The sequence below is a fragment of the uncultured Haliea sp. genome (genome assembly GCF_963973825.1).
Classification (GTDB): Bacteria; Pseudomonadota; Gammaproteobacteria; order Pseudomonadales; family Halieaceae; genus Haliea.
Map to the genome: position 1 here is coordinate 96352 of NZ_CAXBAE010000005.1, position 22578 is coordinate 118929.

Annotated in this window: 22 protein-coding genes; all 22 read right to left on the reverse strand. The window is 65.8% G+C overall.

All coding sequences use genetic code 11. The features are described from left to right. Positions 1–41: 41 nt before the first annotated feature. Complete coding sequence (locus tag AACZ17_RS08035; RefSeq protein WP_290745095.1) at positions 42–1361, reverse strand: flagellar hook-length control protein FliK; 1320 nt, start codon at positions 1359–1361, stop codon at positions 42–44. Between the two features lie 34 nt (positions 1362–1395). After that, on the reverse strand, positions 1396–1860 hold the full coding sequence (gene fliJ / locus AACZ17_RS08040) for a flagellar export protein FliJ (RefSeq protein WP_290745098.1): 465 nt from the start codon (positions 1858–1860) through the stop codon (positions 1396–1398). Continuing rightward, positions 1857–3227, reverse strand: coding sequence for a FliI/YscN family ATPase (locus tag AACZ17_RS08045; RefSeq protein ID WP_290745100.1), 1371 nt, complete (start codon positions 3225–3227; stop codon positions 1857–1859). Before AACZ17_RS08045 ends, fliJ begins: the two co-directional genes overlap by 4 nt. Further along, on the reverse strand, positions 3224–3823 hold the full coding sequence (locus tag AACZ17_RS08050) for a FliH/SctL family protein (protein ID WP_290745102.1): 600 nt from the start codon (positions 3821–3823) through the stop codon (positions 3224–3226). Before AACZ17_RS08050 ends, AACZ17_RS08045 begins: the two co-directional genes overlap by 4 nt. Then, a complete protein-coding gene (gene fliG, locus AACZ17_RS08055) occupies positions 3816–4829 on the reverse strand; it encodes a flagellar motor switch protein FliG (protein ID WP_290745105.1) in 1014 nt (337 codons plus the stop codon). The genes AACZ17_RS08050 and fliG overlap by 8 nt, the downstream gene beginning before the upstream one ends. Then, positions 4822–6486, reverse strand: coding sequence for a flagellar basal-body MS-ring/collar protein FliF (gene fliF, locus AACZ17_RS08060; protein ID WP_290745108.1), 1665 nt, complete (start codon positions 6484–6486; stop codon positions 4822–4824). Before fliF ends, fliG begins: the two co-directional genes overlap by 8 nt. Before the next feature lie 43 nt (positions 6487–6529). Further along, a complete protein-coding gene (gene fliE / locus AACZ17_RS08065) occupies positions 6530–6841 on the reverse strand; it encodes a flagellar hook-basal body complex protein FliE (protein WP_290745111.1) in 312 nt (103 codons plus the stop codon). 13 nt (positions 6842–6854) lie between these two features. Beyond that, positions 6855–8216 (reverse strand): sigma-54 dependent transcriptional regulator, encoded by a 1362-nt coding sequence (locus tag AACZ17_RS08070; protein ID WP_290745114.1) that lies wholly within the window; start codon positions 8214–8216, stop codon positions 6855–6857. Positions 8217–8218: 2 nt separating this feature from the next. Continuing rightward, on the reverse strand, positions 8219–9352 hold the full coding sequence (locus tag AACZ17_RS08075; protein WP_290745117.1) for an ATP-binding protein: 1134 nt from the start codon (positions 9350–9352) through the stop codon (positions 8219–8221). 124 nt (positions 9353–9476) lie between these two features. After that, on the reverse strand, positions 9477–10583 hold the full coding sequence (locus AACZ17_RS08080) for a sigma-54 dependent transcriptional regulator (protein WP_290745120.1): 1107 nt from the start codon (positions 10581–10583) through the stop codon (positions 9477–9479). A 102-nt stretch (positions 10584–10685) separates the two neighbouring features. Continuing rightward, positions 10686–11249, reverse strand: a complete 564-nt coding sequence (locus AACZ17_RS08085; RefSeq protein ID WP_290745123.1) for a PilZ domain-containing protein — start codon at positions 11247–11249, stop codon at positions 10686–10688. A 60-nt stretch (positions 11250–11309) separates the two neighbouring features. Beyond that, positions 11310–11708 carry a flagellar protein FliT gene (gene fliT / locus AACZ17_RS08090; RefSeq protein WP_339638069.1) on the reverse strand — a complete coding sequence of 133 codons (399 nt, stop codon included), beginning with the start codon at positions 11706–11708 and terminating at the stop codon, positions 11310–11312. 2 nt (positions 11709–11710) lie between these two features. After that, a complete protein-coding gene (fliS, locus tag AACZ17_RS08095) occupies positions 11711–12112 on the reverse strand; it encodes a flagellar export chaperone FliS (RefSeq protein ID WP_290745129.1) in 402 nt (133 codons plus the stop codon). Positions 12113–12132: 20 nt separating this feature from the next. Beyond that, positions 12133–13596 carry a flagellar filament capping protein FliD gene (gene fliD, locus AACZ17_RS08100; protein WP_290745132.1) on the reverse strand — a complete coding sequence of 488 codons (1464 nt, stop codon included), beginning with the start codon at positions 13594–13596 and terminating at the stop codon, positions 12133–12135. Positions 13597–13685: 89 nt separating this feature from the next. After that, the gene (locus AACZ17_RS08105) at positions 13686–14111 is read right to left on the reverse strand and encodes a flagellar protein FlaG (RefSeq protein WP_290745135.1); all 426 of its coding nucleotides are present in this window, start codon (positions 14109–14111) and stop codon (positions 13686–13688) included. A 104-nt stretch (positions 14112–14215) separates the two neighbouring features. Continuing rightward, entirely contained in the window at positions 14216–15634 is a 1419-nt protein-coding gene (locus AACZ17_RS08110) for a flagellin (protein WP_290745138.1), read from the reverse strand. A 144-nt stretch (positions 15635–15778) separates the two neighbouring features. Then, positions 15779–16981, reverse strand: coding sequence for a flagellar hook-associated protein FlgL (gene flgL / locus AACZ17_RS08115; protein WP_339638070.1), 1203 nt, complete (start codon positions 16979–16981; stop codon positions 15779–15781). A gap of 15 nt (positions 16982–16996) precedes the next feature. Then, a complete protein-coding gene (flgK, locus tag AACZ17_RS08120; RefSeq protein ID WP_290745144.1) occupies positions 16997–18913 on the reverse strand; it encodes a flagellar hook-associated protein FlgK in 1917 nt (638 codons plus the stop codon). Between the two features lie 19 nt (positions 18914–18932). After that, positions 18933–19955: a flagellar assembly peptidoglycan hydrolase FlgJ gene (flgJ, locus tag AACZ17_RS08125; protein WP_290745147.1), complete on the reverse strand. Its 1023-nt coding sequence runs from the start codon at positions 19953–19955 to the stop codon at positions 18933–18935. A 9-nt stretch (positions 19956–19964) separates the two neighbouring features. Continuing rightward, entirely contained in the window at positions 19965–21077 is a 1113-nt protein-coding gene (locus AACZ17_RS08130; RefSeq protein WP_290745150.1) for a flagellar basal body P-ring protein FlgI, read from the reverse strand. A gap of 9 nt (positions 21078–21086) precedes the next feature. Further along, positions 21087–21773, reverse strand: coding sequence for a flagellar basal body L-ring protein FlgH (flgH, locus tag AACZ17_RS08135; RefSeq protein ID WP_290745153.1), 687 nt, complete (start codon positions 21771–21773; stop codon positions 21087–21089). A gap of 9 nt (positions 21774–21782) precedes the next feature. Then, positions 21783–22568 carry a flagellar basal-body rod protein FlgG gene (gene flgG, locus AACZ17_RS08140; RefSeq protein WP_290745156.1) on the reverse strand — a complete coding sequence of 262 codons (786 nt, stop codon included), beginning with the start codon at positions 22566–22568 and terminating at the stop codon, positions 21783–21785. Between the last annotated feature and the right edge of the window lie 10 nt (positions 22569–22578).

Below are 22578 nucleotides of genomic sequence, written 5' to 3' on the forward strand. Positions count from 1 at the left end.
GGGGCAGCCTGCGGGCATACTAGACTGAAAAAGGCGGGAAGTTAAATGTAGTAGTCGACCAGGCGCGCGCCGGCAGCGGCGGGCTGGGACGCGGATTCCGCGGCGCCGGAGAGAAACCCGTCGCCGCTGTCGTCAGCTGCTGCCTGGCGCGACCCGCCGACGGCGTCACGCTGGCTGTCGCCACTGCCCTGCGACTGGCTGGACACGTCACTGTGGGCCAGCTGCAGGCCGCTCTGGGCGAGCATTTCACGCAAGCGCGGCAGGGACTGTTCAATGGCATCCCGGGCTGCGGCGGAATCCGCCACGAACAGCACACGCGCCTGGTCGCCCTCAGTGGTGATAGACACCTGCAGGCGACCCAGGTCCGCGGGGTGCAGCTGCAGCGTCGCCTCGTGGCCACCATTGCGGGCGAACACCTGCAAGCGGTTGGCCAGTTCGCCGGTGAACTCCGGATCCTGGGGCGTGTGTGTCATTGCCAGCTGGGCGGGCGTGCGCGGAGCGGCAGGGGCCTGGGCGTCGGCCTGCGCAGCGGCACCCTGTGCCGCGGCCGTTACCGGTGTGTTGAGCGCAGCAGCGTCCACATTGCCGGACGCGGAGGCCAGACGCGGGGCATCAACAGCGCCTTCCACGGCGCGCTGGCGCAGGCCCTGCAGCACTGCCGCCTCCTCGCCGCGTGCACGCTCAGCCGCCGCCAGCATGCCGGACTCCTCCGCCGCTGTGGCGGTTGCTGCGGGCGCAACCACCCTCTCCGCCCGGCTGTTGGCCTCGCGTGTGCCCGCTCCCGGCAACAGGTCAGCGGCAGCCTCAGGTGCCGCCGGTACTGACGAGCCCAAAGGCGTTGCTGCCCCGGTGGTGACATTGGCGCGGACGCTGCCCTCCAATGCTCCCGGTAAATCGCCGCGCAGCGCCGCTTCAGCGGTGGCGACAGGCAGGGGAAGGGCCGGGTTCGCCGGTGATGGCGTCGCGTCTCCCGGCAGTGCCGCGTCACCGGCGCCCGCCGCAACCAGGTCACTCGTGGCAGCCGATGCCTGGCCGGCGCCCTCCAGACCGGGCTCCGCGAGTGCCTGCAGGGAAAGCGTAAAGGACTGCCAGGCAGCGGTGGGCGGCTCCGCCGCAGCGCCCGCGGTGCCGACCGGCGGGGGGGCAAGAGCTGCCTCTGCGGCGTCAGGCGGCAAAGTGCTGCCGCGGGAGGGCGCGGCATTGCCGCCCCTGGCGTCGGCGGCAGGCTTGTCCGCTGAGGCCGCGCGAGCGGCTGCGAACATCTGCGAAAATCCGTTTTCAGCGCCATCCTGAGCTGTATTACCGGGCGCAGCGGCGGCGTCCGAGCTGGCAACAGGCAGGCTTTGCAGTACCGTGATCATGTAGGGTCTCCCGTGTTACAGGAGATTCAGCAAATTACGTGCCAGAGCCGGGGGGCTCCTGACCGGGTGGCACAAACCCGGCGTTGAACCGCTCGTCCACGGCGCGCTGTTCCACGCGCTCAGCATGTTCCTGGGCGAGAATGCGCCGGCGCGCGACAAAGTCCTCGAGGGTGGAGGTCTGCAGCGATTTCTGCATCCAGTCCTGGCGCTGCTGCTGCAGCTTCTCGGTGCTCTCCGCGACGGTGCTGAGCTGCAGGCGAATGGCGTCGTTTAAGTTGGACAGGAACTGACGATAATCCTGCAGTTGCGCCGCGGCCATACCCGACGCCGACATCTCGCGCAGCTGCTGTTCGTATTCGTCGGCGAAGCGCCTCAGCTGATTGAGCTGGTCGTTGTTGCGACTGTGGTGCGCCTGCTGTTCCTGCAGGTTGCGCGCCGCGCCGGCCTGGTCGGCGCGAGCCACGGTGACGACCTTGTCGAGTTTATCCGGAGCGGTCATGACTGGCCTCCGAGGCCTGCGGCCCGGGCGGTGTCGAGCAGTGCGTTAAGGCTGTGCTGCATATCCCGTTTCTCATTCCAGGGTTGGCTGATCAGCGCACGCAACGGGCCTATCGCGCCCAGGGCCCGGTCGATGGCCGGGTCGGTGCCGCGTTCGTAGGCACCGATGGTTATCAGGTCTCGATTCTCCCGCCACACAGAATACAACTCCTTGAGCTGCCGTGCCAACTGTAGCTGTGCCGGGTCCACCACATTGACCATTGAGCGGCTGATGGAGGCTTCGATATCGAAGGCCGGGAACATGCCGGAGTCCGCCAGCTGCCGCGACAGCACAATGTGGCCGTCGAGAATGGCGCGTGCCGAATCGGCGATCGGGTCTGCCAGGTCATCCCCCTCGACCAATACCGTGTAGATGGCAGTGATGGAGCCCTCCTCGGTATTGCCCGCGCGCTCCACCAGCGCCGGCAGCAGCGAAAACACCGAGGGCGGATAGCCCTTGGCGACCGGCGGCTCGCCGGCGGCCAGGCCGATTTCACGCTGTGCCTGGGCAAAGCGGGTCAGCGAATCCAGCAACAGCAGAACATTCTTGCCCTGCCGGCGGAAGTGCTCCGCGATGGCGGTGGCGCGCCAGGCGCCGTGCACCCGCATCAGGGGCGGGTCATCCGCCGGCGTTGCCACCACCACCGCACGCCGCAGCCCCTCAGGCCCGAGGATTTCATCCACGAATTCCCGTACCTCGCGCCCGCGCTCGCCCACCAGCCCGACCACGATGACATCCGCGGCCGTGTGCCGGGTCATCATGCCCAGCAGCGTGCTCTTGCCCACCCCGCTGCCGGCAAACAGGCCCAGGCGTTGCCCGCGGCCAATGGTCGCCAGCGCGTTGATCGCCTGCACGCCAACATCCAGCGGTTCGCGCACGGAGCCGCGTGCCAGCGGATTGATGGCACCGCCGCGCAGGGGCGCGTAGTCGCGGAACATCACCGTGGGGCCACCGTCCAGGAGATGGCCAGCGCCGTTGATAACACGGCCCAACAGGTGCTCGTCGACGCCAACCCGGTGACTGAAGCCCAGCGGGCGCACGCGCGCACCGAGCATCACCCCGTGCAGGCTGCCCTCCGGCATGAGAATCAGCCGACCCTCGGAAAAGCCCACCACCTCGGCTTCCACGCTGCGCTGTTCTTCCGCCTGAATACTGCAGCGGCTGCCCACCGCACCGGTGCACCCGGCCACTTCCAGCCGCGTGCCGACCATACGCACCAGGCGACCCTCGCGAATGGGCGTTACCGCACTCACGCGGGCGCCCAGGCCGGCGATCTGGCGCTGCAGGCGGCTCACCCGCTCGGCCTCCAGATCCGCCACTGCGCTCATGTCTCTGTTGCTCCACCCACGGCACCGCGGCTCTCGCGCAGCGCCCGCAACACTTCCTCTAGCCGCCGCTCGGTAGAAGCATCCACATAGCTCTCGGCGGTGGCCACACGACAGCCTCCACGCAGCAGCGTGGCGTCGGTGTGCAGGGTGACCGCCAGCTTCGGCAGTTCGTTCGCCAGCCACTCCCGCACCAGGGCGGCATCGGCCGGATGCAGGTGCACATCTACCGGCCCCTCGACCGCCTCCAGAATCTCCAGTGCCTCCGCCAGCACGTCCTGAATGGCGCCCGGCGAGGTCTCCAGTTCACGTCGCACCACGGCGGTTGCCACGCGCACGACAAGTTCGGAGAGCTCACGCAGCAGATCGGCCTCCTGCTGGCGAAACGGCGCGGCCATGTTGCCCAGCAGGGCAGCCAGTTCGGCTGCCGTGGCCGCGGCCCTGGCGCGCCCTGCCGCAAGCCCCTCGGCGTGCCCGGCAGCATAGCCTTCAGCACGCGCGCGCTCGGCGATGGCCGCGGTATCCGGTACCGCGGCCGCGGGGGCCGCATCCTGGAGTGGCGGTGGCTGCCAGCTGCGCGGACGACCGGGGTCAGACAAAATCATCGCCCCCTTTGCCCAGCGTGATTTCGCCTTCGTCCGACAGGCGAGCCGCTACCGCAAGAATTTCCTTCTGCGCCGCCTCCACTTCGGACAGCTTCACCGGGCCCTTGGCCTCGAGGTCTTCGCGCAGCATATCGGCGGCGCGGGAGGACATGTTGTTGAAAAACTTGTCCTGCAGGCGGTCGTCCACGCCTTTCAGCGCAATCACCAGGCTGTCGACCGCGATTTCGCGAATCAGGCGCTGCATGCCGCGGTCGTCGAGTTCCATCAGGTTGTCGAACACGAACATCAGCTCACCGACTTTTTCACCGAGTTCCGCGTCGGCCTCCTTGAGCGCGCCGAGCAGTTCCGACTCGACGTCAGCCTTGACGTTGTTCAGGATGGCCGCAGCACTGGTCATGCCGTTGACCGAGCGCGGTGGGGTCTTGCGCACCTTGCCCAGCTGCTTTTCCAGCACCTTGTCCAGCTCTTCCATCGCCGCCGGGTCGATGACCTGCAGGCGGGCCACGCGCAGCAGTGCCTCACTGCGCACCGGCTCGGGAATGTTCACCAGCACCTGGGCCGACTGTTCTTCATCCAGCGAGGCCAGCACGATAGCGATGATTTGCGGGTGTTCGTCCTCCAGCAGCTCGGCCACGGCACCCGGGTCCATCCACTTCAGGGCCTCGATGCCGGAGGTCTGCTGCTTGCCGGGCATCACCTTGGCCAGCATGGAACGCGCCTTGCTCTCGCCCAATGCATTGGTCAACACCCGACGGGTGAACTCGGGGGCGCCGAGGCCCAGCGGGTTCAGCGCGCTGGCATCTTCGTGAAACGCCGCGAGTACCGCCTCCACCTGTTCATTGGAGATGGACGAGAGGGAGGCCATGGCCTCGCCGATCCGCTGCACTTCGCGCGGTTCCATATGCCGCATGATGGCGGTGGCAGACTCCTCACCAACCCCCAGCAAAAATACGGCGGCGCGCTGCGCGCCGCTCAAACCGGCCCCTGCGGCATCAGCCATCGCCCGCCACCCACTGCTTCATCACGTGCGCCGCCCGCTGCGGCTCGCCCTCTGCCACACTGCGCGCCATCTGCAATTGCTGCTGGTAACCCGTGTTGCCCGGCAGCCCGCGCCGGTTACCCGCCAGGGTCACCTGGTCGTCGCTCATCAGTTCACCCGCAGCGCCGCCCTGGGCATAGCCTGCCTCACCGTAGCCGTCGTTGCCCAGGGCGCGCTGCCCCGGGCCGATAGCCGCCGGCACCGGCGCGACGGAAAACTGCATCAGCGGACGCACCACGAAGAGCAGCAAGGCCCCGAGGCCCGCCGCCACGCCCAGCCCCTTCAACAGCCGCCACAACCAGTCCTGCTCGAGAATCGACGGCTCTGGCGGTGCCTCCAGGGCCGGCGGCTCGACGAAGGAGGCGTTGATCACACTCACGGTGTCGCCGCGCTCTTCGCTGAAACCCACGGCCTCGCGTGCCAGACGCGTGATCTCCTCAACCCGTTCCGGCGCCAGCGGGGCGCGCGCGACCGAGCCATCCTCGGCGGTGGTTTCCACGTGGTCCAGCACCAGCGCGATCGACAGCTTGCGCAGGGTGCCCGGTGTCTCACGAATGTGGCTGATGGTTTTGTCCATTTCGTAGTTGCGTGTTTCGCGACGGGTGGAGCGGGTGGGCGCCGTGTTCGGCACCGCCGCCGCCTCCGGCGGCTGGGCCAGTACATCCGGATCTTCCGGCGGCTGATTGGCCAGGGTGCCGGGCACGCCGCCCTCCAGCAATCGGGTGGTCATCTCCTCCGAGGTCTGCTCACTGCGCAACACCGTGTCCGGGGCATACACCTCGCTGGTGCGCTCGATGCGGGTGAAGTCGATGTCGGCGGACACCTGGGCGTGAACACGGCCCGGCCCGAGGATGGGCTCCAGAATATCGACAATCCGCTGGCTGTAGCGCTGCTCCAGCTGCTGCGCCATCTGGAACTGTTCCTTGCTGTAGCCGAAATCGTCCGGATTACCCTGGGAGGACAGCAGGCGGCCCTGCTGGTCGACCACCGAGACGGTCTCCGGCTTCAGGTTGGGAACGCTGGCGGACACCAGATGCACGATACCCGCAAGCTGGCGCTCGGAGAGCACCCGCCCACCGTACAGGTGCAACACCACCGAGGCGGCCGGCTCCTGGCGCTGGCGCAGGAAAGCGCTCTGCTTGGCCATGGCCAGGTGCACACGCGCACCGCGCACGCCGTCCAGGGCACTGATGGTCCGCGCCAGCTCCTGCTCCAGCGAGCGGTGATAGCGCGCCTGTTCCATGAAACTGCTGACGCCGATTTCCTGCTCCTGGTAGATGCTGTCGAAACCGATGTCGCCCGAGCGCGGAAAGCCCTCGGTCGCCAGCAGTAACCGCGCGCGATGCACTTCGTCGGCGGCTACAGTCACCATGCCTGTGCGGTCGTCCAGCCGGTAATCGATGCCATTGGCGTCCAGGGTGCTCATCGCCGCCGTGGTGTCCTCGGCCGCCATGCTGCCGAACAACGGCTTGTAGTTCGGCACCAGCATCCACTGCACCAGGCCGATGCCCAGGGCGATGGATGCGGCGAGGCCGACGAGCAGCGCAATCTGCCGGGATACCGGCTGGCGACTGTAACCGTTGAAGCGGGCGACAAGTCCGCCGCTGTTCTCTGCCATGAATCAACTCACTCCTGAAGGGGCTATGATAAACCAGCAGGCATCAGACCTGCATGCTCATCACTTCGCGGTATGCGGTGAGCAGTTTGTTGCGCACTTCACTCAGCGCCTGGAACTCCAGGCTGGCCTTCTGCGCCGTCACCATCAACTCGGCCAGCGACACACCCGGCTGGCCTTCCTCGAAGGCCGTGGCCATCGCTCGCGAGGTCTGCATGGCCTGATTCACATCGTCGATGGATTGTTTCATGAAGCTCGAAAAGTCGGCGCCGCCCGCCGCAGCGGCCGACTCGCCGCCCGCCTCGGCCGCCATGCTGCGCATTTGCGCCAGTACCTGGTTGATTGCCATTTCGCTCATGGTGTGTCCTCTCCTACTGTGCGTGGGGTACAGCCAACCCCAGTTCGCGGAAGCGCGCCAGCTTGTAGCGCAAGGTGCGCGGGCTGATACCCAGCCGCTGTGCGGCTTCCTTGCGATTGCCATCGACCGCGGACAACGCGGCGACGATCAACTCGCGCTCCCGCTCTTTCAAGTCGCCTTCCAGCAGCGGTTCGGCGGGCGCCTCGGACGGCCCCACCGGGGAAGGCCCCGGCACTGACGCTGCCGCCGGCGCCATGGCCGCGACGAAATCGATATCCTCGGGGCCGATCTCCGGCCCCACCGCCAGCAGACTGGCCCGCTGCACGCAGTTCTCCAGCTCGCGCACATTACCGCGCCAGCTGTGGACCGCGAGGCGCTGCAGGGCGGCCTTGCTGAATGCGAGGCCGCTGCGCGGTGCGGCATAGCGCTGCAGGAAGCGCTGCGCCAGCGGCAGGATGTCCGCCGGCCGGTCGCGCAGTGCGGGCACTTCCAACGGAACCACACTGAGGCGGTAATACAGGTCTTCCCGGAAACGCCCCGCGGCGACCTCGCCCGCCAGGTTGCGGTTGCTGGTGGCGATGACCCGCACATCCAGCGGTATCACCCGGTTGCCGCCGAGGCGCTCGACCTCCTTCTCCTGCAGCACGCGCAACAGCTTGGCCTGCAGGCCGAGGTCCATTTCGGAAATCTCGTCCAGCAGCAGGGTGCCACCGTTGGCCTGCTCGAATTTGCCCGGTCGCGACTGGTGGGCGCCGGTGTAGGCGCCTTTCTCGTAGCCGAAGAGCATGGACTCCAGCATATTTTCCGGAATGGCTGCACAGTTGATGGCCACCATCGGGCGTTCCGCCCGGCTGGAGCAGGCGTGCAGATAGCGCGCGACAACTTCCTTGCCGGTACCGGACTCACCGGTGACCAGCACCGTGGCATCGCTGTGTGCCAGGCGCTCGGCCAGACGACACACGCGCTGCATGGCGGGATCCTCGGCCACCATGTCGACACCCGGCTCCGGCGCCGGCTCGAAGCGGGCCAGCATCTCCAGCAGCACCTCTGCGGCAAAGGGCTTCAGCAGATAGTCCGTTGCGCCCTCCCGCATCGCCGCCACCGCGTGCTGCACCGAACCGTGGGCGGTGATCATGACAAAAGGCAGCTCCGGACTGCGGGCCCGGACCTCGCGCAGCAGGCGCTCTCCCCCCATGCCAGCCATCTGTACGTCGCTGATGATCAGGTCCACGGGCTGGCGCTCCAGCTGCTGCAGCGCGTCGGCACCGTCACAGGCGCTCCAGACGCGATAGCCACCGTATTCAATGGTGTCGCACAGCGCCTCGCGCAGGGTGCTGTCGTCCTCGACCACCAGAACTTTCAACGCGGCTCCCACGGTCAACACTCTCCTTCTGCAATCGGTAATTCCAGCACAAATTCCGCGCCGCCCTCGGGGCTGTCACCGAGGCGGATCTCACCGCCCAGTTCGCCGACGGTGCGCGCCACCACCGCGAGACCCAGCCCGGTACCGGCCGAGCGCGTGGTGAAGAACGGGTCAAAAATGCGTTCGCGCAACTCGGGTGCCACACCCGGGCCGTTGTCGCGCACCCGCAGCAGCATGCGCTCACGATTCAGCGCGCCGGCCCAGACATCCACATGCACGCCCTCCCCGCCGGCCTCGATGGCGTTCACCACCAGATTGGCGAGAGCTCCGGCAAGGGCATCACGGTCGCCCTGCAGTGCCAAAGTGCGATCGACCGGGGTCACCGACAGCGTGGCGCCCGCCGCTTCCAGGCGAGCGAGGACATGGGCCTGAAAGTCGCCCAGCACGTCCTGCAGGCACACGCGCTCCGTGCGCGGAGGGGCCCCGCGCACAAAGCCCAGCATGCTTTCGATCAGCCCTTCCATATGCACCAGCCGTTCAGACAGGCGGTCGCAGATGCGCTCACGCTGCGCGACGGCCAGGTCCGGACGGCGCAGCTGCGCCAGATACAGGGTGGTGGACGACAGCGGTGTGCGAATCTGGTGGGCGAGCCGCGCCGCCATTTCCCCCAGCGCGCGCAGGCGCTGCTCGCGGCCCACCTGGGCCTGCAGGTCATGCAGTTCGGTGGTGTCGGTCACCAGCACCAGGGTCTCGCCCTGCTGTGCCAGGTGACGGCTGTGCAGTGACAAATGCCGCTCGGGGGCGTTTTCCCGAATACGTGCCTGCACCGCGGGCCAGTCCTCGCCCAGCAGCGGCTCACCAAACAGGGCGACGGCCTCCGGGTTGGCATCGCGTACCTGCTGACGCTCGTCTATCAACAGCACGCCCCCGGGCAACATGGCCATCAGCGAGGCCAGCCGCTCGAGCAAGCGCTCCTTCTCTGCCAGTTCGTCGAGCCGCGCCGAGCGCGAGGCCGCGAGCTCCTCGTTGAGCCGGGCTACCCGCGACTCCAGGTCGCGGTAGGACGCATCCAGTTGATGGGAGACTTCCGCGAGGCTGCGAAAGGCCTCTTCCAGATCGTGTTTCTCGAGGGGTACAGCCTGCTGCATGATTGAGTTCCACCGAGCGCTATCACGCCAATGCCGCTCTTGAAGCAAAAGACGTGCCCAAAGTGGAAACCCGTTTTAATTCAATGGATTGAAGAACTTCGCATACACTGTGGGGCGCCGCGCGTCAGGAATCTGACACCTGGTCGCGCTGCAGCTCGAACTTGCGCATTTTCTCTACCAGGGTGGTGCGCTGCAGCCCGAGCAGTTGCGCCGCTCGCGCCACCACCCAGCCGCTGCGGTCCAGGGCCTGCAGGAGCAGGGTGCGCTCGGTGTCGGCGAGGTACTGCTTCAGGTCCAGCCCCTCCTGACCCAGCGGCGTGGGGTCGTTAGGTGCCCCGGCGGCAGGGGCCGGCTGTACCTGAGAGGCACTCGCCGGGGGTGTACTGGCGGACGGGGCCGCGGCACCCGAGCCGGCGGCGGGGGGCGGTACCTGCGGCGGCGGCCGGGCCGGGTCGAAGCCTTCACAGAATTTCTGCGGCAGGTCGCCAAACCCCACCTCAGCGCCGGGAAACAGAATGGCCAGGCGTTCCACCAGGTTGTTGAGCTCACGCACATTGCCGGGCCAGCCGTACTGCTGCAGGGCGGCCATGGCGTCCGCCGCGATCGACACACTGTCGCGCTGCTCCCTGGCCAGCTGCGCCAGAAAATGTGCCACCAGCACCGGCACATCTTCCGGGCGATCGCGCAGGGCGGGCACGTCGATGGGAAACACATTCAGGCGGTAGTAAAGATCGGCCCGGAAACGGCCGTCTTCAACACGCTGCTCGAGATCCTGGTGTGTGGCCGCGATCACCCGGACGTCTGTGGCCTGGGACGTGGCGCTGCCCACACGCTCGAAGCAGCGCTCCTGCAGCACCCGCAGCAGCTTGACCTGCATCGGCAGCGGCATGTCGCCAATCTCGTCGAGAAACAGCGTGCCGCCTGCGGCCAGTTCGAAGCGGCCGCGCCGGGTGTTGATAGCGCCCGTGAACGCGCCCTTTTCGTGGCCAAACAGCTCCGATTCCAGCAACTCCGCGGGGATCGCGCCGCAGTTGACCGGCACGAATGGCCCGCTCGAGCGCGGCGAGGCATCGTGAATGCCGCGGGCTACAACCTCCTTGCCGGTACCGGACTCACCGAGGATCAACACCGTGGCATCGCTGGGCGCCACCTGGGCCACCAGCCGGCGGATGGTCTCCATGGCGGTGCTGGGGCCGACGATAGGCGAAGCATTGTCTGGGTGCTGAGGCAAACGTAACGATCCGTAAACAAGGTGGCAAGGGCGTGCAAGCAACGGCGCCGAGTCTGCTCAGACGAAGCGGACCTGTCAACTTATTGACGGAAAAAAGGCGGATTAGTCGCCCACGTGGGCGCGACGGAAGGCTACCTCGCGGCGATGGTGACGGAAAATCAGCTTCTCCAGCCAGACCCGGGCGGCACCGGTGAGGCCCACAAAGCGCACCGTGTTGCGTCCCGCCGCCTGCTCCTCGGGCGTGGTGACGACCTCGCCGTAGCAGCAGAGGGGCTTGGGCAAACCGCGCTGGATGTAGAGTTCGAGGAAGATGCGGGCCCCCGCCGGCGGCCCCTCGCCCTGCCAGCTCACCTGTTCGGCAGAGACCTGCACGGCGCTCACAGGGGGAATATCCAGCTCGTGATACACCAGGGCGCTGACCAGATCGAGCACCAGGTTGAGCTTGAGATCGAGCCGGGCGATGTCCTGCTGGATGCCCGGAGGCGCGTCGTTGTCGTCCTTGGTATTGAGGCCGTCGCCCACCGCCGATACGGCGCGCAGAAAGCTCTCGTTGGAGGCGTTGACCATGGCCAGGTGCGTCTGCTCCGGCTCGTAGTCGACGGGCTTCCACGACAGGGCGATGTTATCGCTGTAGACGAGGCCGGTGACGGCGTTTTGGCTGCTCATGCCCAGTGCTCCGCAAAAGTTTTACGATAACACAGGCCGGTGGCAACGAAACGCCCCGCGTCAGGGTTGTGACTTCACCTGCTCGTAGTGACCGATGGCGGAGCGCGTGCGCACCTGTGCCACCCCCTGCTGCAGCACCGCGTCGCGGGCCTTGCTCAGGTGGGCCATCATTTCCTCGTTGAGGTGCAGGATGGCCGCCAGCGCTTCGGCAACCAGTTCGGCGTGCTCCGTCGACACCGCTTCCTTGAAGCAGCGGGCCAGGTCGTCACGGCGGTCCTGCTCGCGGGCAGCCACAGCATCCCAGTCACCGACCTCGGCGAGGGCCACCATTTCGCGGGTGACGGTGAGGACGCGGGCGAGGCGGCGGCACTGGCTGAGTGCGGCGTCCGACCCCTCGGCAGCCAGCAGCCCTTCGGTCGCGACAGCGCCTTCGGCAGCCGCCGGGGTGGGGAATGGCACGATCATCCTGCGGGACGCCGCAGTTCGGCAGGAATACTCTCCCAACCGTCGCGAATGGTGGCCAGCAGATCGCGGACTTCCGTCAAGGCCGCCGTGTCGGAGGCCGCACTCGCCTCGAGCAGCCGCCCCTGCATGTACTCGTATAAATCGCTGAGTCGACCCGCCAACTCGGGGCTCTGCTCATGATCCAGGCTCACCCGCAGGTTGTCGATGATGGTGATGGCCTTGCCAATCAGCTCGCCCTGACGCCCGGTGTCTCGACGCTCCATGGCACCTTTGGCCGACGCGATGCGATCCATGGCCCCATCCAGCAACATGCTGATCAGTTGATGGGGCGAGGCATCCGTCACGCCGCTCTGCACCCCCACTTGCTTGTAGGCGCTAAGCGCCTGCCGGGTATTCATACCTGGAATCCTGCCTGTCATTAATTCGAAAAGCGATCACTGGGCAGCGGAATGTTTGCCAGCTGCTCACTGACAAAACTGCCTGTGCTGTTGATCTGTGCGAGCAGACCGTCCAGCGCATTAAATTGGGCGCGGTAGCGGGCCTCGAGTACCTCCAGACGGCGATTGAGCGCCTCGCGGTCATCACTGATAGCGTCCACACTGCTCTGCAAGCCATCGGTTCTGGCGTCAAGCAGGCCGCCCGTGCCCAAAAAACCGCCGAGTAACCCACCAAGGCGCTCTGCGATACCGGTCTCGGCGCGGCCGAACAGGGAAACCAATCCCGCGTTGCCATCTTCCAATGCGGCGTTCAGTCGCTCGGAATTGATGGTAAGAGTTCCGCTTGCTGACGTGGTGATGCCCAGCTCCGCCAACGATCCAAATGGGCCATCCGGGTTTTGTACCGAGGCCGTAACAGCGTTTCGCACCTGGCTGATCACCGTGCGCGCTGAAAAATCCCCCTGCAGTGCCCCGGCGGCCCCGGTTGCAGGATCGAAGCGTGTGAGGTTGGAGGCAGTGGTGATGAAGGTGTTGTAGGCGTTGACGAATTGCTCAATGGCACCGCGCGCCACTGCGCGGTTTTCACTGACCGCGAGAGATGCGGGCGCACCGTCGGTCGTATCCTTGAGCGTGAGGCTGACACCGTCAAGCACGCCGGTCACGGTATTGCTGGCACTGGTTAGCGCCAGACCATTCAGGGTAAAGCTGGCGTCACTGGCGGCCGCCGTTTGCGTGAGGTTGGCCGCGCCTGTGTTGAATGCCAGACGGGACAACCCTGCCAGGTCCGCGTTATTGCCGTCGCCGGCATCGGCCACGGAAATCTCAATAGCATTGGCAGCACCCGTATCGGAGGCACTGAAAAGCAAGCGTGCACCGCTGCCATCATTGACGATAGCCGCAGACACCCCGATACCGGCGGCATTCACTGCGTCCCGAACACCCGCGAGCGTATTGTTGCTGCTATCAATCGTAATGCTGGCGCTTGCACGCTCGGGATTGACCGTAAAGCCATTGACCACTTGCGGACCTGGCACGGAGGGTGTTGCATCAACCGTGCCGAAACGGATCGTCAGCGTACCCTCACCAACAACATCGTCCGCCGAGCCAAAGCTCCCGGACGCCAGCGACTGTGCGCTGGCGAGGGAATCAATCGCGATACTGTAGTTACCCGGGGCCGCGGCGGAAGAGGCGGTCGCCGTAAACGCCGAACTGTTGGAGCTGGTGGCGGTGCGCTGCGTGAAGGTACTCTCATTCCGCAGTGAGGCGGAGCGTGCTTGCAGGTCAGCCAACACGCCCTTCAACGTACCGAACCCGGAGAGTTCACTGGTGAGCGACGTTTCACGCCGTAGAAGACGATTCTCGACTGGCGCACGCTCTGCGGCTACCAGCTGGGTCACCAACCCTTCGATATCCAGTCCGGAGCCTACTCCGGTTACTGAAACCATTCACTCACCTCGTTGCCACCTGCGGGGCATGAAACATTTATGTGTTACAAGCTTAGCAAATTAAGTGCCAAATGCGGCACACCGGGCCTTCAGCCCTCCTGATCCATAAACACGCCCTTGGAGGGCAACTCAGAGCCGCCCAATTCGGCCTGCTGCCTGGCGAGAAAACGGGCCAGTGCAACGGCTTCTTCGGCAGGAATCTGTCGGACAACTTCATCAGTCGCCTTGTCCATAACCGTAATAATCGTCGAGCCCAACTCCTGGTCAACAGAAATTTGCAGCGAGCGATTCACTGTCTGTATGTAGTCTGTTATGTCGCGCGTCGCCTGTGCAAGGTCCTGCGCCGTATCACGCTGCTTTGCCTGCGTGGCTTTCCCATCCTGCGCTGGCGGCGAAGCCTTGCCGCTGGCGGCGACCTCTTGCCGGGGCACGGCACTCTGCGCCGGTGCAGCTGCATTGCCCGCAGGGAGCGGGGGCGCTGCGTTCACGTTCGAAGGCGTGATTGAACTCGCCATGATCCTATCCTCGTATCTGCGCTACTAAAGACCCCACCAGAAGCACAAAAGGGTGAGGTGGAAACCACCTCACCCCAATGCAACTAGCGCATGGTCTCAGCCACTTACTGCAGCAGAGCCAGCACGTTCTGGGGCTGGGCGTTGGCCTGCGCAAGCACCGAAATACCGGCCTGCTGCAGGATCTGAGCGCGCGCCAGGTTAGCCGTTTCTTGCGCAAAGTCCGCATCCCGAATCCGTGAACGCGAAGCGTCCAGGTTTTCGGAGGTGGTCTGCAGGCTCGTGACAACAGATTCAAAACGGTTCTGGATGGCACCCAGGTCGGCGCGGGAGCCGTTGATTGCAGTCAACGCAGCATCAACCGCGAGCAGTGCGCTATTTGATCCCGAGACAGTTGAAATGTCGACGGCGCTAATTGCCGTGCCAGTACTACCAATAGTCGCAGAACTGGCTGACAAGCCGCCAGTAAACGTCACGGCGCCTGTTGTGCCAGCTGGCGCTACGTACGTGATGTCTAATGTTCCTGCAGAGACTCCTGCAGCGCCGAGGCCATAGCTGTCCAGACCTGCGCCGGTCGCACCACCAGCAGCAAAGTTTGCAACGTCAATGTTCCTACCATCCGCAGCACGCAGCTCAACGCCAGCGCCCGTGTCCGTTGCAGTCACACCAGTGACCGCACTTTGCGCATTGATTGCGGTTACTGCGTTTGCTCGGTTGGTCACGAGGTCAGTCGTGCCAGCTATCGTAATTGTCAATCCGTTTATGTCAACGGTTGAATTCCCAGCAGCCGTTGGGGCAGAGCCACTAACGCCAGCTGCCTTTACTGTCTCGTTCGCTGTCGCGGTGAAACCTAGGCCAGACGCGTTCAGCGCGTTCGCCAAAGCTTTCGCATCACTCGCGATCGTTCCCAGCGAAGTACTGTTACCGTCGATTACGACCGTTTGTGCTGTTGTTGCCCCAGTCGCGCTTGGGGACGTGATCGCCTGAGCAGACAACTGAAAACCTTGGAACTGACCAAGGTCGGAGGACCGAGCGCTCGTGATGCTGTCTACAGAGATCGTCTCACCCGCATTGGCACCAACCTGAAACACTTGTGAAGAAAACGTCCCGTCAAGAAGTTTGACGCCGTTGAAATTCGTCTGGCTGGCGACACGGTCGATCTCCGCAACCAACTGCGTTACCTCCGCCTGTAGCGCTTGGCGATCAGACGCTGAGTTGGTGGCGTTCGCAGACTGCACCGACAACTCACGAATCCGCTGCAGGTTATTGGTCACCTCAGCGAGTGCACCCTCGGCCGTCTGCGCCAGAGAAATACCGTCATTGGCGTTACGCGCAGCCTGGTTCAGGCCGCGGATCTGCGCGGTAAAACGCTCGGAAATCGCCAGGCCGGCGGCATCGTCCTTGGCGCTGTTGATACGCAGGCCGGAGGACAGACGCTGCAGCGACGTGGCCACATCGTTCTGGGAGCTGTTGAGGTTCCGCTGAGCAGTCAGCGACGGAATATTGGTATTAATAATCTGAGGCATGGTTTCATTCCTTCTCGTTTCGCGCCGGTTTCCCCTGTGGAATCAACGCTGGTCACCGTCCATCGGCCCGGGGAAAGTACTCCCCGCTCAACCAGTTAGCGGACGGTCTTGAAGGAACTTTAGGCGAAGTGTCAGTTTTTTTTACTAGAGGAAATTGAACAGGGACAGGCCCTGGATACGCACATAGCTCTGCTGTGCCGCCTGCAGGGCAACCAGCTGCAGGTTGAGCCGGCTGATGGCCTCGGTAACGTCCAGATCGCGCACTTCCGAGAGGGTCTCCTGCAGCTGCAGGGTGAAGGCGTCGTTGCTTTCGCGCAGGCTGTCTATGCGGTTCAGGCGCACACCCAGGTCCGCCTGCTGCTCCAGCATGCGGCCCAGCGCCTGGTCCAGGTTGGCGAGGCCGCTCGCCATGGCGTTATTCACCGACGCCGAGGCAGCGGGGCCGGTGGTGGAGGATTTCAGGCTGTCGATGATGTTCTGCACACTGCTGAACACGTCCTGGCGCGGTGCGGCGGGGACGGTAAAGCTGTCGCCGTCCGCCGGCGCGCCCTCGAAGGTCACGCTGGCCCCGTTGAAGCTGATGCTGGCGCCGGACTGGTAGGGACCGCTGGCCACCACCGCGGCGCTGCTGTCCGTTACCGTGAAGGTGACCGGGTCCGCGGGCGTCGGCTGGCTGAAGCTGATGGTGTAGGTATCGCGCTGGTAATTGGCCGCGGCACTGCTGGCATCCACAATGGCGGTGCCGGCATTGCCGGCGTCGGCGCGGATGTCAAAGCGACCGTTGCCAGCCGGTATGTCCATGAATACGGCGCGGCCGGAGTCGCGCACCGCCAGCTGCGTATTGGGTGCCACCTGCAGGAAGCGCTGCCCTTCGTCGCCGTTGTACAGCACCTGTCCGCCGCTGCGGCTGAAGGGCTGGGTCTGGGCCTGGAAACCGGCAAACACGAACTCGCCGTTGGCATCCCGGGTGTTCGCCAGGCTGACCAGCTCATCCAGCCGCCCTTCCATCTCGGTGGCGATGGCGCGGCGGGTTTCCGGAGTCTGGGTGGCGTTGTTGGCCTGCACGGTCAATTCGCGCACCCGCTGCAGCACGTCGGTGACATCCTGCAGCACCGTGTCGGCGAGGGCGATCTGGCCTTCGGCCAGGTTGGCATTGCGCTGGAACTGGTCGAGCTGCTGCAGGTCTTCCGTCAGGTCCAGAATCTGCACCGCGGCGATGGGGTCATCCGCCGGGGTAGTCACGCGCAGACCACTGGCCAGCTGCTGCTGGGTTTTCTGCAGCTGGGCCTGCTGGTTGAGGATGTTGCTGATCCCCTGCTGGAAAATCTGGGCGGTTGAAAGGCGCATCAGTCAGCTCCGGCGTTAGCGACGCGTGGCGTCGAGCAGGGTCTGGAACACGGTGTCCGCCACGGAGATCACCTGTGCAGCGGCCTGGTAGGCCTGCTGGAACCGCAACAGGTCGGCGGCCTCCTCGTCCAGGTTCACGCCCTGTACGCTGTCGCGGGCGGAAATTGCCTGTTGCAGCAGGGTTCCCTCGGCGTCGGCGGCGGCGCTGGCCTGCCGGCTGCGCACGGCCACATCGGCCACCAGGCCTGCGTAGCTGTCCTGGTAGCTGGCGGTCCCGCCGTCCAGGATCGGCGCGGTTTGCAGGGCTCCAAGCGCCAGCGCATTGCGGTTGTCGCCGCTGCCGTCGGTGTTGTTGGCAATACTCAGGGTATCCCCGGCGGCCGGCGTGCCCGCCAGCTCGAAGCTGAGGCCACCCAGCGTGACGGCAAGGCCCCCGCTGTCGGTCGCCGGGTCGTAGGCAATGGGACCGCCGGCGCTGCCCGCCACATCGTAGCCGGGCACGCCCGGGCCCAGCGCATCGGGGTTGAAGGTGAGCGTGATGGCGCCGGCCAGCGGCAGCCCCGCGACGCTGTCCACGGCGAGCGACGAGAGGCGCGCATCGCCCAGGTTGGCGCTGCCAGTGCTGCTGCGCACCGGGCTGGCGGCCGCAAAGGCCGCTGCGTTGGTCAGCTCCACCGCAAACAGGTTGGCCCCCTGGGCTACCGGCTGCACCAGGAAGCTGTCACCGGCCGCCGGCGTACCGCTGATGTTGATGTCCACGCCATCGATGCTGAATGCCGGGCCGGCGCCGGTCTGGGTGGCGCCGGTCTGCTGGTTGCGCAGGGTCCACTGGCTGCCGTCGAAACTCAGGCGGTAGTCCGCCCCCGTGAGCTGGCCCACATCCGCGAGTGCCGCAGTGACCGTGGCACTGCCCGTGTTGCCGGTCGACCCCGACACCGCAGGTTGCAGCGGCCGGAAAAAATTGCCCCCGAGCTGGCCATTCAGGTCCATGCCCTCGCTGTGCTGGGCATTGAACGTCGCAGCAATCCCCGCAGCCAGCAGGCCCAACTCATTGCGCGTGCTGTCCAGCACGCCGCCCCGGAAGGACAGTGCAGCACCCAGCTCACCGCCGCTCAGGAAGCGGCCGATATCGGTGCTGGACGCCAGCCCGGCAATGCCCACATTCACCCGTGTGGCATCAAAGGGGTCGCGGAAGGTCTGCAGCTGGCTGGCGGTGAAACCCACCACCAGCGCCTGACCGTTGCCCACCAGCACGTTCACCGCACCGTCATCCTGGGTCACGGTGGTCACACCCACTTTTTCCGCCAGGCGGTTGATCGCCTGGTCCCGGGCGTCCAGCAGGTCGTTGGGCGGCTGCCCGCCGCTTTGCGTGGTGGCACGCACCACCTGCTCGTTGAGGGACGCAATGTTGCTGGCCAGTGCGTTGATGTCACTGACCGTGGTGGTGATGCGCTGGCTGACTTCGCTGTTGAGGCCACGCAGCTGGGCATCCAGCGTCTGGAAGCGCCCGGCCAGCTCATTGGCTTCGCCCAGCAACACCTTGCGCTCGGGAATTGAGCCCGGGTTGTTCGCCACATCCTGCAGCGCGCCAAAAAAGCTCTCGATGCCGGGGGCAATGCCGACAGAGGGGTCCGCCAGCAGGCTGTCAATGCGGGAGGTGAGGCTGCTGAGGGTGCTGAACCCGGCGCTGGAGGAGCTGCGGCTGCGTACGTCCTGGGCCAGGAACTGGTCGTAGCTGCGGGTGATGGAGTCCACCTTCACACCGGTGCCGAGGAAACCCGCGCCGGTCGCTTCCGGCGGCAGGGTGGCGAAATTCACCCGCTGGCGGCTATACCCCGCCGTGTTCACGTTGGCGATGTTCTGGCCGGTCGTAGAGAGCGCCCGCTGCAGTGAGAGCAGCGCAGAAGTCCCGATGTTGAGCAGATCCGCCACAGTGAGCCTCGGTCAGGGTTCAGGCGGCCTCGGGCCGCCGGTCAGAAAGGGTTGGCGGCAGCTGAGCGGAATTCTTTAGCTCGGCCACGGTCTCCGCCAGGCTGCCACGCTGCAGGATTGCGAGGATTTTGTCGGCGTAGGCTGGGTCTGTCGCATAGCCCGCCGCCTGCAGTTCGCGCAGGTAGGCCTCGGGCTCGGCGGCGCTGGCCAGTGCCTCCTGATAGCGCGGGGCACCGCGAATGAGGTCGACATAGTCGGCAAATGACTCCGCCGTGCTGCCGTACACGCGGAAAGACGCGCGCTCCAGCCGCGCCGCTGCGCCGTCGTACTCCACGGTTTGCACCGTGGTGGTGGGGCCCTGCCAGCCGCGCCCGGCCTTGATATTGAACAGGTTGTGGCTGCTGCCGGCAGCCGCGGGCAGCGCGCGCTGGCCCCAGCCGGTTTCCAGCGCCGCCTGCGCAATCAGCACCGCCGGGTCCACGCCGAGCTCGGCAGCGGCGGGCACCGCCTGCGGCCACAGTTCGCGGACGAAGTCCTCGGGGGCGGTGGGCGGTGCCGGCGGCCGGCCGGCGGCGGCCAGCGGCGGCTGTGCGGCGGGCGCTGTGGTGCCAGCCTCCAGCGTTGGGGCACCGGCTGCTGCGGGGGCCCGGCTGTAGCGTGCCGGGGGCAGCAGCGTTGACGCCTGCCCGCCCTGTGGCGGCAGTAGGGGCTGGGCCGTCTCCGCGGGCGCAGCGTCGCTCACCGCGCCCGCCGCCTGCAGCTGCTCCACCAGCACCTGCGCCAGGCCCAGTCCGCCGTGGTCCGCAAGGTCCACGGACAACTGCTGGTCAAACATCTGCTGCCAGTTTTTCAGCTGATTGCTGTTGAACAGACCGCCCTCCGGCGTGGCATCGCGCATGGCTTTCAGCATCTGCTGCACGAAAATCGCTTCAAACTGCGCGGCAACCGGCTCCGCTGCGGCGGCCGCATCCTGCCGGGCATCGCGCCGCAGTGCGGCGAGGCCGCTGAAGTCGTGGTAAAGAGATGCCTGTGCCGCCTGCATGACTCGCCCCTAGATCACAATCAACTGGGCGCGCAGGGCGCCCGCCTGCTGCAGCGCCTCGAGGATCGCTATCAGGTCCCCGGGGGCGGCGCCCACGCCGTTTACCGCCGCCACCAGCTCCTGCAGGGTGATGCCCGCATCCAGCAGGAACATGCGCGCGTTTTCCTGCTCCGCCACCACTTCGGAATCGGGGGTGACCACGGTCTCGCCGCCCGCGAAGGCACCGGGCTGGCTCACGTTGATGTCTTCGGAGACGGTCACCACCAGGTTGCCGTGTGCCACCGCCGCGGTTTCCACGCGCACGTCGCTGCCGATGACGATGGTGCCGCTGCGCGAGTTGACCACCACCCGCGCCGGTGCCGACGCCGGGTCGACCTGCAGGTTTTCGACGATGGAGACAAAGGCAACGCGGTCCGCCAGGTCGGCCGGCGCCTGCACCTCGATGGACACGGCGTCAATCGGCTGCGCCGTGCCCACGCCGAGTGCGGCGTTGATGGAACCCGCGACCCGCTGTGCGGTGGTGAAGTCCGGCGCATTGAGGTTCATGATCAGGGTCGGCGCGGTGGCGAAGGGACTGTCCACCGTGCGCTCCACCGTCGCGCCGTTGGGAATGCGACCGGAGCTGGTGGCGTTGACCGTCACCCGGGAGCCGTCCGCGCCCTCGGCGCCAAAGCCACTGACCAGCAGCGAACCCTGTGCCAGGGCGTAGGTTTCACCGTTGGCGGCTTTCAGCGGCGTCATCAACAGGGTACCGCCGCGCAGGCTCTTGGCGTTGCCCAGCGAGGAGACCGTCACGTCGATGGTCTGCCCCGGCTTGGCGAAGGCCGGCAGGTCCGCGTGCACCATGACCGCGGCGACGTTGGTCAGCTGCGGGTTGACGTTGGCGGGGATGTTCACCCCCAGCTGTGCCAGCATGCTCTTCAGGCTCTGGATGGTGAACGGCGCCTGAATGGTCTGGTCACCGCTGCCGTCGAGGCCCACCACCAGGCCGTAGCCGATCAACTGGTTGCTGCGCACGCCGTTGACGCTGGCGATATCCTTGATGCGTTCGGCGCTGGCCTGTGAGGACAGCAGCAACACCAGCAACAGCGGGCAGAGACGGGACCAGAGTAGGGTTAGCATCAGCGTGCCTCAGAAGGGAACCAGGGGGCTCATGAAGAACCGGGTCAACCACCCGGGCGTGTTGGCTTCCTGACCGACGCCGGTGCCGCTGTAGGAAATGCGCGCGTCGGCAATCAGGGTGGAGGAAATGGTGTTGGTGGGGCTTAAGTCCTCCGGGCGGATAATACCGCGCAGGCGGATGTACTCATCCCCCTGGTTGATATTGATCCACTTCTCGCCCTGGATATACAGATTGCCGTTGGGCAGCACCTGCGCTACCTGCACCGCGATGGAGCCGCGCAGGCTGTTGCTCTGGCCCAGGGCAGCCTCACCGGAGAAGGCGCTGGCACCGTTGATATCCACCCCGAGGTTGTAGCGGCCGTTGACGGTGACCGGCTGGCCGAACACGGTGGGGCTGGTCAGGTTGATCTCGCTGCTCTTGTCCAGCTCGGTGTCGCTGCTCTTGCTGCCGGTGGTGGCCTCCACCAGTACCACGCTGACAATATCGCCCACCTGCACCGCGCGCGTGTCGCTGAACAGCGACATCGCCTGCGAGGACACGTACACACCGCCATTGGTGGGCGGTTTCGGCAACAGGGAATAATCGATGGGATCCACCGGCCCGTACAGCTCGTGGCTCTTCTCGGGCACACCGCCGCAGCCCGACAGAAGAACCAGGCCGGCCGCGAGCATCACAGGTTTCAGGGAAGCGCGCACGATCACTCCTTACAGGTTGTTGGAGACGAACTGGAGCATCTGGTCAGCGGTGGAGATGGCCTTGGAGTTCATCTCGTAGGCGCGCTGGGTTTCGATCATGTTCACCAGCTCCTCCACCACATTCACGTTGGAGCTTTCCACGTAGCCCTGCACCACCGTGCCCAGGCCGTTGATCCCCGGGTTGCCCGGCTGCGGCGCACCGCTGGCGCCGGATTCCACCAACAGGTTCTCGCCGCGCGCCTGCAGGCCGGCCGGGTTGATGAAGTCGGTGAGCTGGATATTGCCCACCTGGCTCACCGCGGCGCTGCCCGGCACCGTGACCGATACCGTGCCATCGCCACCGATGCTGATGGAAGTCGCGTTCTGGGGGATGGTGATGGGCGGCTGCAGCTGGTAGCCGGCAGAGGTCACCACAATGCCCTGGTCGTTGATCTGCAGGGAGCCGTCACGGGTGTACGCCTGGGTGCCGTCCGGCAGCAGGATCTCGAAGAAGCCGCGGCCCTGGATGGCGAGGTCCAGCGAGTTGTCGGTCTTGGTCAGGTTGCCCTGGGTAAACAGCTTTTCGGTCGCCACCACCCGGGTGCCGGTGCCGATCTGCAGGCCCGAGGGCAGCAGCGTGTCCTGGGAGGACTGGGCGCCCACCTGACGCACATTCTGGTACACCAGGTCTTCAAAAATCGCGCGACTGCGCTTGAAGCCCGTCGTGCCGACGTTGGCCAGGTTGTTGGCAATGGTCGACATGCGCGTCTGCTGCGCGTCGAGGCCGGTCTTGGAAATCCACAGTGACTGTGACATGGCCTGAATT